An 11,683-nucleotide genomic window follows, 5' to 3' on the forward strand; every position below is an offset into this window, starting at 1 on the left:
CGCAGGAGGGATGAATGAGCGCTCTGATCGAGTTTGATGAGGTCTGCAAATATTACCAGATGGGCGATACCACGGTAAAGGCTGCCGACCACATCACTATGAAAATCGAAAAAGGCGAGTTCGTGGCCATCGTGGGCCAGTCCGGCTCGGGCAAATCCACCTGTATGAACATCATCGGCTGTCTGGATGTGCCCACCCACGGTACCTACCGGCTCAACGGCCGGGACGTGGGCAAGATGAACCGCAACGAGCTGGCCGCCATTCGTAACGAAATGCTGGGCTTTATCTTCCAGCAATACAATCTGCTGCCCAAGCTGAACCTGATGGAAAACGTGGAGGTGCCGCTGGTGTATGCGGGCATCTCCCGCGCCGACCGCCACATCCGCGCCCGGGAGGTGCTGGAGCAGGTGGGGCTTGGCGACAAGCTGAAAAACCGCCCCAACCAGCTTTCCGGCGGCCAGCAGCAGCGTGTGTCCATTGCGCGGGCACTGGTGCGCAACCCGCCGGTCATTCTGGCGGACGAGCCCACCGGCGCGCTGGACTCCCATACCGGCCGGGAGGTGCTGGGGCTTTTGCAGCAGCTGCACAAGCAGGGACACACCGTAGTGCTGATTACCCACGACAACTCCATTGCCGTGCAGGCCGACCGCATCATCCGGCTGGAGGACGGTCAGGTGGTGTATGACGGCGACTCCCACGCACCGGAGGCCATGGTGCAGCCCACCCTGCTGCCCGAAACGCCGGAAAAGGAGGAACAGGCATGATCTTTGAAACCTTCCGGCAGGCCATCCAGAATGTGTGGAGCAACAAGCTGCGCACCTTTCTGACCATGCTGGGCATCATCATCGGCGTGATGGCGGTCATCGTCATTGTGGGTCTGGGCAACGGCATGACCAAGAGCATGCGGGACAGCTTTTCCGCACTGGGCACCAACACCCTCAGCATTCAGGTGTGGGGCTACGGCTCCCGTACCGTGCCGGTGGAGGAGATGTACGATATATGCCAGCGGCATTCCGACCTGATCAAGGCGGTGTCGCCCCAGATCGAGTTCAGCGGCAATGCCAGTGGTACGCTGAAGATTGGTACCACCAGCTACCGCTGGTCCAACATAAGCGGTGTGGACGAGAACTACACTGAAATGAAGAACTACCAGCTCGCGCAGGGACGCGGCCTGCAGTACATGGATATGCAGGACAACAAGCAGGTCTGCATCATTGGCGATTACCTGAACCGGGTGGCCTTTGGCGGCAACGGTGTGGGGCAGACGCTCAAGATCGGTGCCAACAAGTTCCGCATTGTGGGCGTGCTGGCGGCCAAGGTCAGTGACCCCACCATGCAGCAGGGCAGCGATGATGACTGCGTTTACCTGCCCTACACCACCGTGATGCGGCTCTCCAGCCAGAGCTCGGTCAACAACTATACGGCGGTGATGACCGACGAAAACTTTGCCAACGAGGCCAAGACCACCATGGAAGAGGAACTGATGTCGATCCTCAAGACCGAAAACGGCTACTATGTGTACAGCGCCAGCGAGTGGCTGGAGGAAATGAACAAGATGATCAACATGGTCATCGTGATACTTACCGGCATTGCCAGTATCTCGCTGCTGGTGGGCGGCATCGGCATTATGAACATCATGCTGGTGTCGGTGACCGAGCGCACCCGCGAGATCGGCATCCGCAAGGCACTGGGCGCAAAAGAACGCACCATTCTGGCGCAGTTCGTGGTGGAAGCAGCCACCACCTCTGCGCTGGGCGGCGTTTTGGGCATTGCGCTGGGCTATGCGGTGTCCATGGCGGCCAACCGGGTGCTGCCCATGTTTATGACCGATACCACCGTTACGGTAAGCCCCTCCTTCAACTCCATCGTGGTGGCCTTTGGCATCTCGGTGGGCATCGGCGTGCTGTTCGGCTACCTGCCGGCGCGGCGCGCAGCCCGGCTGAACCCCATTGAAGCATTGCGCTACGATTGATCGCGGCGGCGTGATAAACAAAGAACAAGAGGTACGACCAATGAAAAAACGGATTCTCGCATTTCTGCTGGCGGTCAGCATTGCGGTGTCGGTGCTGGTGCTGCCGGTCTCGGCGGCCAGCATCAACAACACGGCTCTGCAGACGGCCATTACTCTGGGCGCTGTGCCCACCGGTCAGGAGCTTAGCGCCAACATTACCCGCGGCGCTTTTGCCAAAATGCTGGTGTCCTTTTCCACCTACCGGGAGAGCGTAGGCGCGCAGGGCACGGTGGGCACCCTGTACCGGGATGTGCCCGGCACCTCCCAGTGGGCCCCCTACATCCGCATTGCAGTGCAGCAGGGCTGGATGAACGGCTACACCGATGGTTCCTTCCGCCCGGACAACACCGTCACGCTGGAGGAAGCCTGTGCAGCGGTGCTGAAGATGCTGAGCTATAAGACCACCGACCTGACCGGCTCCTTCCCGCAGGCACAGCTGAACAAGGCCCAGCAGATCGGTCTGCGGGACCAGCTGACCTGCACACAGGGACAGGCCATGACCTACGAGCAGTGCACCTTGCTGCTGTACAACGCCCTGCGAGCCAACACTGCCAGCGGCAGCGCCTACGGCAGCTCGCTGGGCTTTACGGTGTCCAACGGTCAGGTGGATACCTCCTCGGTGCTGCTCAAGAGCCGCAAGGGTCCCTTTGTGGCAGAGGAGGGCACTCAGCTGCCTTTTACGCCGGTGAGTGTTTACCGCAACGATAAGGTCTCTGCCTCGGCAGAACTGAACAAGTACGATGTGTACTATTACAGCGAAAGCCTGCAGACGGTGTGGATTTACACCCGCCGCGCCGCAGGCCGCATTACCGCGGTATCGCCCAGCGCCAGCGCACCCACCGCACTGACCGTGGCGGGCAGCACTTACAGTCTGGGCAGCTCTGCTGTGGCATCCAAGATCTCCTCCCTGAACGGCGGCGGCGTGGGCGAAGTGGTCACCCTGCTGCTGGGCATGGACAACGAGGTAGCCGATGTGATCACCGGCGAGGAAGCCGACAGCGTGTTCTACGGCGTGGTGCAGACTGCCACCCGCAGCCTTGTAGAGGACAACGGCGCAGACGTGCTGCAAAAGATCTCGGTAATGTGCACCGACGGCATCATCCGCACTGTGAACATCGACAAAAGCCTGAACTACCCCACCGGCTGGCTGGTGGAGATCAGCGTGACCCCCGAAGGGGAGCAGGTGACCGCTATCGAGTCCAAATCGGTCAGCGGCACCATCAACGACACCGCCACCGCGCTGGGAGACTATGCTCTGGCCGATGACGTACAAATTCTGGATACGACATCGGAGGGGTTGGCTGGGACGGTTCGTCCCAGCCGAATAGCGGGGACAAAGCTGAACGCACTGGCCGTGCGCTACTATACGCTGAATGAGCAGGGGCAGATCGACCGTCTGGTTTTGAACGATGTTACCGGCGATCTGTGGAAATACGGCGTGCTGGACGATGTGAAGAATCTGGCCGTCAATGCCGGTTCCATTCTGGGCACCCTGACCGGCAGCGGCTCCTCCGGCTCAGGGAATGGTTCTTCGGGAAATAGTTCTTCTGGTTCCGGCAGCGGCTCTAAGGGGGACAGTTCTTCCGGTTCCGGCTCTACCGGCGGCACCACCACCACCACGGTGGTGGATGATCTGCGCAGTGTGCTGGTGCCCACCACCAGCGAGATCTTGTGGGGCGTCATTGACGGCTCGCTGCTGAGCACGGTCTGGAACCGCATCACCAGCAGTTCCGGCTCGCTGCTGAGTATTGGTCTCAAGCAGCTGGCCAAAATCACCGGCCAGCCCATGAGCACCATCCTCAACTTTGTGGGCGGTGGCGCTACTTACATCTGCTACGTCAACGGCAGTCAGGCCAGCTTTTCCACCTCCATCAAGTACCCGGTGCTGGCGGGCGGTCTGGCAGTGCGGCAGAACGTGAACGGCACGGTAAAGGCTATGATCCAGCTGATGCCCATGAAGATCGACAAGGTGGGCGCAGCCTCTGTGATGAGCAACGGCACCCGCTACGAAACGGCTGACGATATGCAGGTGTACCTGTGGTACAAGGGGCAGTATTACGCCACCAAGCTTTCGGAGGTGAACTCCGAGGGCTACTACCTGACCGGCTGGTACGATAACTTTGGCTGCGCAGCAGGCAAGCGCGTGCGGGTGATCGTGGCGGTCAAAAAGGACTGATGGACTACTATGCCCCCCGGCGCAGGGCGCTGCGGGCGGTGCGGCAGCTGCTCTACCCGCGCGAGTGCCCCTTCTGCGGCCGGGTGCTGGGAGATGTACGGGATTGCCCGGACTGCGCAGAGCAGCTGGAAGTGCTGCGCCGCAAGCCCGGCATCCGGCTGGACCCGGCGCAGCACTATATCGGCAATCTGACCGGTGCGGCTGCGCCCTACCGTTACAACGGCTGTGTGCGGCGCGGTATCCTGAACGCAAAGTATCAGGGCAAGCCGTGGCGGGCAGTAGAGATGGGCAACCGTCTGGTGCAGCTGGCCTTTGGCGGGGAGCTGACCGTGCAGTACGGCGAGCTGCTCCCGCAGCCGGTGCCGTGGGCGGCCATCGGGTACGATCTGATCGTGCCGGTGCCGGCCTCCGGCAAAAAGCGCGGATATAACGTGCCGGAGCTGATGGCGTTGCCGCTGGCCAAGGCCATGGAGGTGCCGCTGGCACCGCAGGCATTGGAGCGTACCCGGGCAAAACGGCATCAGGCCGGTCTGCCGCTGGAGCAGCGCATGGCCAACGTAGCAGGTGCTTTCCGGGCGGCACAGCCGCAGCAGCTGGAGGGCAAGCGCATCCTGTTGGTGGATGACGTCATCACTACCGGCACAACGGTTGCCGCCTGCGCACAGGCACTGCTGCACGCCGGGGCAGACAGCGTGTTCGCGCTGGCCTTTGCCACGGTGGAGTTTGACACACCGCCGGACGACACCACCCCCATCTGCGAGGACGACGAGGAAGAAGCGTACAGCGATTTTTGAAAATAACGCTCTTTCGCGCATCCTTCCCGCGGGCAAAAGCCGGGATAATAAAATGTAAAAACCGTATCAGAAATTTGGAAAAAGCGCTTGACAAAACGGGAAAAGTCGGGTATACTAATCAAGCTGTGAGCGACAAACGCAAACAGATATCCGGGTGTAGCGCAGTTTTGGTAGCGCGCTTGAATGGGGTTCAAGAGGCCGTGAGTTCGATTCTCGCCACTCGGACCATAAATCCAACGATTTCACGTTAGAAATCGTTGGATTTTTTTGTTTGTGGGCTGACCTCATTTGGTTTTGACCACAATTTTGACCACAATGCCAAAGATTTTATCTGGTCTAATTAGTGCCGTTCTGTCTAACTTTTAGGCCGAAAAAGCCTCATCAAAAAGCTGAATCGCGTTCTGCCGAATGGATTCCTGAACATGGAGATAATGCTCAGTCATCTCGGTATCGGCATGGCCTACGATGCTCTGGATGGTCTGAATATCCACGCCCAACGCCTGCATCTGCGACACATAGGTGTGGCGGCAGCTGTGCGGCGTGAGCAAGCGGACATCGCCCGCTTCTTCCAGAGATTTGCGGAACACATCCCGGAAATGGGTGGGGTTGTAGGGCAAGCCGGTCTTGGGGCTTTCCCAGATGAACTGGTCGGTGGTATCCCGCAGCTTGATGGCACACGGGCGGACATTCAGCGGCACCGGAATATCCCGGATACTGTCTTTGGATTTCGGACTGCCGATGCTGACCGTACCTTTTACGACCTTTACTGCCTGCCGGATGTGAATGACAGAGCCATCTTCTTCAATAAACTGCGGCTCCAAAGCCAGAAGTTCCTGCATTCTCATTCCAGTGCCGAGCAAAAGCCGGATGCTCAAGCCCATGCGGTCATCGGGGAGAACCTTCATTAAGTGGGCGACTTCCTCTGTGGTGAAGGCTTCTTTGCGCTTTGCGGTGCCGGATGCCCGCATTTTTTCAGCAAGTCGAACCGGGTTGCGGCGCACAAGGTCATTGGCTTCTGCCTTTTGAAAGATCTGGTAGAGCATCCCTCGTGCCTTGCTGATGTAAGAATCCGAGCGGCCATCGCGCCGCATCCCTTTCAGGAAGTTTTCAATGTCGATGGGGCGTATGACGGTCAAGGGGCGATGATAAAATCCCTCTTTGAGCATTTTCAGGCAGTATTTGTAGCTTTCCTGTGTCGTGGGAGCGATATTATCCTTGTGACCCTCGAACCATGTATCAGCCCAATCCTCGAAGTACAGGATCGTGTCCAGCTGGATACCGCTGATAAGCGCATCCTGATACTCTTTCAGTTTGAGCTTGACCTCCTTCTGAGTCTTGCCATAGAAGGTCTTGAAGCGCGGCGAACCATCTTTCTGGTAGCCGTCCATCATACGTAATTCCCAGCGACCATCGCTGCGGTGGCGAAGCGTACCCTCGCCGTGTGAACGTTTGCTTGGCATATTGCCTCCTTCCTGATGTCAAGTCGTTTCGGGAATAGTATAGAAAAAGAAACCTCTTGAATCAAGGATGTCAAATCAGCCATTTACGCTGTCCGTGATCCACTGAAGAAAACGGTCTTTGGGTACGACCATCCGCTTACCGATGTGGAGCGTGGGAAAGCCGTCCGAACGGAGCAGGATGTAAGCGTTGGCGCGGGAGATGCCCAGCGCAGCAGCGACATGATCGGCTGTCAGGGTGATGGGAAGCTGCTCATACGAAGTGAACTGAGAGCGCATAGAATACCTCTTTTCTCTATATGTTGTGTTAAGTGAATACAGGAACACTATATATTGCACTTTGATATGTAACAAGGGGCATCTGCGGTTTGCGGATGCCCCTTGTGTATATGGGAGGTATGCCTGAAAATGTCAGAATTTCATCGGCAGTGCGTCTTTTCTGCACTTGCCGTTGTAGGCGGTGTAGATGGGAAAAACGTATTTTTTCCATCCGCGCAGCTTTGCAGGGTCGTCCTGTCCGATGCGGTAAATATCGACCGGGTGGATGCTGCGCAGCGCACGGAGCAGCCGTTCCTCGCTGAACTCGCCGTGGTACAGTTCCACAAAGTGCATCATGCCTTTCAGAACAGAGGCCCGGAACGAATCCGGTTTGCCCTCCCATGCTGCCACGATGAGCCGCATCGTTTCACAGTAGAGCGGTTCGCCCATCTGCTTGTAGAGCCGGAAAGCCGTACCAACGCAGCCGATGCGGTAATCGGTCAGCTGCTGGCTGTCATAATTGAGACTCAACCCCACCCGGTTGGTGGCTGCGAGAAACGCCTTGGAAATAGCATCGCCGCCCACCACCTTGGCACGGAGCTTGATGCCTGCCGTCAGCGGCGCAGAGAAGCCGTTCTGCTCGGCAAAGAGCAGGGCTTCCTGCTCCACGGTCATGCCCGTGTACACCTTGCAGAGGATCGGCAGATCCTTGCCGCCGTTGCGGAGGATGCGCCCCTCGATGGTGTGCTGCCCATCCGTTACGATGAACTGACCGTTACGGAAACTGACCTTCGGCTCATTTGCCACATATTCGTTGAAGTGGGCGGCGATCAGTTCCACACGCTTGCGCTCCACACCACGCTGATACAGTTCGCGGGGATAGACCAGCTTGCTGCTGTGGATGACCATGAGCTGGTACGGCGGGTTGACATGGATGAAGGGATTGTTACTGTCTTTCAGGCGCATCGCATTTCCTCCTTGATCCTCCAGATGTACGTTTCGGCTTCTTTCAGGATTTCAGCAACCTGCTGCTTACGCTTCGGGATGGTGAGCAGGCTGGGGTTGAACGTGAAGCTATATTCCAGCCGCTGGATCATTGCGTGTACCGCAGCTTCCAGTTCGGTGTACAGCATCATGTCCTCAACGCTCCCAGCGTCCTCAAAGGACGATTTGATGGGTGTGTAGGGATAGAGGGGCGGCTTGCCGTCAACCACCTCAGGCGGCGCGTAAGCCGCCGTAGAGCGGATGATGGGTGGAAGCCGCTGAATGCTCCCCATCGGGTTCAGGGCAAGACTGGCACGGACAGCATCATCCACCCGGCTCATTTCTTCCGGGGTGAGGTGTCCGAGAAATTTCAGCACCCTGCTTTTGTCTACGGTAAAGATCTGCTCTGCCTGAACGATGGACGGAACGGAGAGAAAATCGTTCACCAGCATGCAGTGGGTCGGCTGGGTATACTTTTTTGCAGCCTTGCTTGTCAATGTGGCCACGATCAGCGTAGGCGAGTAAAAATTTCCCACATCGTTCTGGAGAACGACTGCCGGACGATTCCCGCTTTGCTCTGAACCGGTGGCGTTGTCGAAACGGGTGAAGAAAATGTCTCCACGCTGGAATTTCCAGTTTTGAATCAAAAGCTGCCCTCCTTTTGCAATATGTACACCGCCCGCTGCACCTCCTTGGCAGTGGACGGTGTGTTTGTTCAGCGGTTCATCACAACGTAGTCATGACCGCGCCGGGTCTGGCAGACTGTGCAAGTGTCCATGCTCCGGTCTGCGCTGGGAACAATGGCGATTTTGAACGCCTTGGATTCTACAAAACTACAAAGGCAGACACCGCAGAGCGTGCGGATAGACCGGATCATTTCCGGGGTCAGTTCCATTTCCTCGTAGATCGCTTGCTCTAAGGTGGTACGGTCGTTCTCGTTCATAAAACCTCCTATGTAGGACGAAAATGTGGATATATGGAATAAGTAAAAAGAACAGGCGTGGACGAAGACCGAAAACAGCATTCGGCCACGCCTGATTTAATAAGTTAAGGTCTCGCATATTCGCCCTCGGCTCCCTGCGAGTGGGGCATAAACATCTGGCAGCGGACTTGTACCGCTCCATTGGCATTTCAGCCACCCCGTCTGCTTTGTGACCGGGCCGCGAATTACGGAAGTATCATTATCGGAGTACCAGATGACGGAACTATTCAGTTTTCAAAGAACATGAGTGCAGACATTTCGTTCAGCGGCTTTCGCCGTCTGGTGAATTGTCCTTTCACTTGGTAGGCATCGAAAACGCCTTTCAGACAACCTCAATTTGAAAGTTTTTGATAAAATTAGTAATTCTGCGGATTTTCTTACTAATATTCTGCTTTGTTGTGCCAAATACTTTAGAAATTTCAACGGTGTCATATTCTTCATAGGCGTACAGAGTAATCAGCTCAAGGTCTGCATCCGACAAATTTTCCAGCGCAGACAGCAGTCGTTCGTCCTCGATCTCACCAATCCATGTGAAGCGGCTCTTGGTTTCACGATAGTGTTCGGTAATAGAAATGGCTTCCTGATACTTGTTCATAAGGGGCGAGTAGGCTTCTTCGCCCTGCTCAAAGGACGGAGCGGCGATTTCCTGCGTGTGGTTCTGGTAAGAACGTGCAGCATTGAAAACAGACCAGTCATACTCATACATTGCCTGAATCACTTCAATGCTCATGCCAGCGTCCTCATACTGCTTGCGCATGATAGCCCACTGACGGTCAAAGTTCTTCTTTTCCAAACCATAATTAAAGCCCATGTGTAACCTCCAAATTTTCGATAAAACGTGAAATGTCGAAAATTTGGAGATACTACGGATATTTCGCCATCTGGGGCAGCCACGAAAAGAGGGCAAACATAAAACCTGCTCCTTTTCGGGAGCAGGCCATCTGAAGCTATAAAAAATAGCCGGACAACAGCCAACCGAAGGATTTTCAAGCGAAAATCTTTCAGTCAAGCTGCTGCCCGGCCATTTGGTGCTACGTTTCATACATTGCCTTATGGCAATGGCCCGTTGCTCGGTGCTAACAGTCCATATTCAGAGTGCAGTGCACCCGATTGTTTTATAAAACTGATGTTTACTTGGCCCGAATGGAAAGGTCGAGCCATAACATTTTCCGGCAACGCCAGCATTTTATATGGATGAATCCAGTGCAGTCGGCGGTCATTCGATAAAGTTTTAAGTTGCACTTGGGGCAAAACTGCCAGTGTTCCGTAATTGCTTTCTTCTTATGATCGAGCATGACTTTCCCTCCCAAATATAAAGTTTGCTGCTATATCATAGGAGAAACGGTGGACTGCGGCACTTTGGCTCCAAAAGCGCAAAAACGCCAGCCTCCCATGGCGGGAAGCTGGCGCAATATAACACATCGGCACGATTGTGGAGGGTGGAACGGAACGATTGTGCTTGCTTTGGGGCGGTCTGGCTTACGGCAGCAGACAGGCTTTTTTTGATGCGTTACCCCAATAAAAAATCACAGTTACCTCCACAAACGGCAACTGTGATCAGATGGCGCGTAGAATCGCCCAGGCGAGTTACCGTTTTTTTATAACTCGACCGGGAAATGTAAAAATCGGCACGATAGGACAAAATCACTGGAATGATGATGTTATACCGTTCTTTCCGCAAGAACGATACAATACTATTGAGGTGATGATGATGCCGAATGCGGATGCGATTGCTTTAGGAAAGCAGATAAAGGCTGTCCGAAAAGCGATGAAAATGACACAAGAGCAACTGGCACTGAAAAGTAATGTTTCGGTGAAGTATATCGCCAATATTGAAAATGGAAAACAGAATCCTTCTTTTGACATTTTAAGTTCAATTCTCCATGTTCTGCCACTTTCCTTGGATTCGGTTATCAACCCGAACTTATCAGAAGCAGAGCGCGAATGTCGAGAGTTAGAATCGATTTATTTTGCTTGTCCGCCAGAAATGCGAAAAACTCTGTTGGATGCCACAAGGTCACTCGCAATCCATTTGACAGAACTTTCAGAACAGAACAAAAACACCTAAGCTGCCAGAGTGGACGTTACGCTTCTCTCTGGCGTTCTTTTGTCTGAATACGCAATATTCTAACAGGTCATTCAATAAAATCACGTGAAAAGCAAACGAATTACACAATAATTTTCTCGTAATCAGTCTCGTTGTGGATTTTGAACCTCTTTTTCAATGGCAAGATCATTTTCTAGCGTATCATATAGTTCTTGTGGGGTACGGCATAAGACTGCGTAGAAGTTGATAGGAGCACCCTCATTAAAAAGCCGTACATACCCCCATCGACATGGGAGAACCTCTAAATAGGATGCCGTTTGCAAAAAATCTTCAAACTCTCTCAGAACATCTTCGAAGGATTGCATCTTACCGCCTCCTAAAATCTTTTTTCTATATTTTAGAAAAGATTATTTCCGATTGCAAGGATGTCAATTTTTATCTATCCAGCTAACGATAAAAGCCATACTCAAGGTCTAAGTTACCCATTGAGTATGGCTTTTATCGTTATAAGGAATCTTTTTTCACTGAAATGTTCGGCATAAATTGGTAGCCGAGGTTGGAAATCGTTCGAATATAGACAGGTACAGCTCTATCATCCTCGATTTTTTGCCGGATGCGTCCAATTGTATTGGTGACAGCAGTCAGGCAGCTTTCACTATCCTGATGCCACACGGCTTCAAATATCTGCTCTTTTGTAAACAATTGCCCCGGATGCCGTGCCATTAAACTTAAAACGCCATATTCGTAACGGCTCATGTACACTTCCTGTCCGTTTTTGAAAACACGACGGTGTTCTAAGTTTATTTCCAGACCGGGATAATTCAAAGTGTCTGGCGCAGCACGGTTCATTTCAATCCACTCAAAAATCGTCTGCTCTTGGGGAGGGCAGTGGCCCTTCGTGATACGAACAATAACTTCAATTTTTTGCATAGAATTCTTCTAGAATCTTTGGTGAACAACTTCTCACAGACATT

The 11,683-nt window shown here is 54.2% G+C and carries 13 protein-coding genes and 1 tRNA gene; 6 read left to right on the plus strand and 8 right to left on the minus strand.

The window, feature by feature from the left end; all coding sequences use genetic code 11:
- The first annotated feature begins 14 nt into the window (after positions 1-14).
- The 5 genes from MTP36_RS05620 to MTP36_RS05640 all read left to right on the plus strand — a co-directional run bounded on the left by MTP36_RS05620 (position 15) and on the right by MTP36_RS05640 (position 5,209).
- On the plus strand, positions 15-764 hold the full coding sequence (locus MTP36_RS05620) for an ABC transporter ATP-binding protein (protein ID WP_249254044.1): 750 nt from the start codon (positions 15-17) through the stop codon (positions 762-764).
- Entirely contained in the window at positions 761-1,972 is a 1,212-nt protein-coding gene (locus MTP36_RS05625) for an ABC transporter permease (RefSeq protein WP_249254046.1), read from the plus strand. Before MTP36_RS05620 ends, MTP36_RS05625 begins: the two co-directional genes overlap by 4 nt.
- 40 nt (positions 1,973-2,012) lie before the next feature.
- A complete protein-coding gene (locus MTP36_RS05630; RefSeq protein ID WP_249254048.1) occupies positions 2,013-4,187 on the plus strand; it encodes an S-layer homology domain-containing protein in 2,175 nt (724 codons plus the stop codon).
- Positions 4,187-4,981 (plus strand): ComF family protein, encoded by a 795-nt coding sequence (locus MTP36_RS05635; protein ID WP_249254049.1) that lies wholly within the window; start codon positions 4,187-4,189, stop codon positions 4,979-4,981. The genes MTP36_RS05630 and MTP36_RS05635 overlap by 1 nt, the downstream gene beginning before the upstream one ends.
- A gap of 150 nt (positions 4,982-5,131) precedes the next feature.
- Positions 5,132-5,209: transfer RNA gene (locus MTP36_RS05640), tRNA-Pro, on the plus strand.
- A 134-nt stretch (positions 5,210-5,343) separates the two neighbouring features.
- On the opposite strand, the gene MTP36_RS05645 is transcribed toward MTP36_RS05640, so the two are convergent.
- The 6 genes from MTP36_RS05645 to MTP36_RS05670 all read right to left on the minus strand — a co-directional run bounded on the left by MTP36_RS05645 (position 5,344) and on the right by MTP36_RS05670 (position 9,473).
- Positions 5,344-6,441, minus strand: a complete 1,098-nt coding sequence (locus MTP36_RS05645; RefSeq protein ID WP_249254051.1) for a tyrosine-type recombinase/integrase — start codon at positions 6,439-6,441, stop codon at positions 5,344-5,346.
- A 75-nt stretch (positions 6,442-6,516) separates the two neighbouring features.
- On the minus strand, positions 6,517-6,717 hold the full coding sequence (locus MTP36_RS05650) for a helix-turn-helix domain-containing protein (protein ID WP_005927005.1): 201 nt from the start codon (positions 6,715-6,717) through the stop codon (positions 6,517-6,519).
- Between the two features lie 132 nt (positions 6,718-6,849).
- Positions 6,850-7,662, minus strand: a complete 813-nt coding sequence (locus tag MTP36_RS05655; protein WP_249254053.1) for a DUF6551 family protein — start codon at positions 7,660-7,662, stop codon at positions 6,850-6,852.
- The gene (locus MTP36_RS05660) at positions 7,653-8,327 is read right to left on the minus strand and encodes a type II toxin-antitoxin system PemK/MazF family toxin (RefSeq protein ID WP_249254055.1); all 675 of its coding nucleotides are present in this window, start codon (positions 8,325-8,327) and stop codon (positions 7,653-7,655) included. Before MTP36_RS05660 ends, MTP36_RS05655 begins: the two co-directional genes overlap by 10 nt.
- Before the next feature lie 68 nt (positions 8,328-8,395).
- The gene (locus MTP36_RS05665) at positions 8,396-8,623 is read right to left on the minus strand and encodes a hypothetical protein (RefSeq protein ID WP_015538297.1); all 228 of its coding nucleotides are present in this window, start codon (positions 8,621-8,623) and stop codon (positions 8,396-8,398) included.
- 361 nt (positions 8,624-8,984) lie between these two features.
- Positions 8,985-9,473 (minus strand): sigma-70 factor, encoded by a 489-nt coding sequence (locus tag MTP36_RS05670; protein WP_015564160.1) that lies wholly within the window; start codon positions 9,471-9,473, stop codon positions 8,985-8,987.
- 750 nt (positions 9,474-10,223) lie between these two features.
- Here MTP36_RS05670 and MTP36_RS05675 point away from each other — a divergent pair.
- The gene (locus MTP36_RS05675; RefSeq protein WP_015564161.1) at positions 10,224-10,730 is read left to right on the plus strand and encodes a helix-turn-helix domain-containing protein; all 507 of its coding nucleotides are present in this window, start codon (positions 10,224-10,226) and stop codon (positions 10,728-10,730) included.
- A gap of 122 nt (positions 10,731-10,852) precedes the next feature.
- Here the strand turns inward: MTP36_RS05675 and MTP36_RS05680 are convergent, their stop codons facing one another.
- Both MTP36_RS05680 and MTP36_RS05685 read right to left on the minus strand, forming a co-directional pair.
- Entirely contained in the window at positions 10,853-11,074 is a 222-nt protein-coding gene (locus MTP36_RS05680) for a hypothetical protein (RefSeq protein WP_015564162.1), read from the minus strand.
- Between the two features lie 139 nt (positions 11,075-11,213).
- Positions 11,214-11,639 (minus strand): winged helix-turn-helix domain-containing protein, encoded by a 426-nt coding sequence (locus MTP36_RS05685; protein ID WP_055186317.1) that lies wholly within the window; start codon positions 11,637-11,639, stop codon positions 11,214-11,216.
- Positions 11,640-11,683: the final 44 nt, after the last annotated feature.

This window comes from Faecalibacterium sp. I4-1-79 (assembly GCF_023347235.1).
GTDB lineage: Bacteria > Bacillota > Clostridia > Oscillospirales > Ruminococcaceae > Faecalibacterium > Faecalibacterium tardum.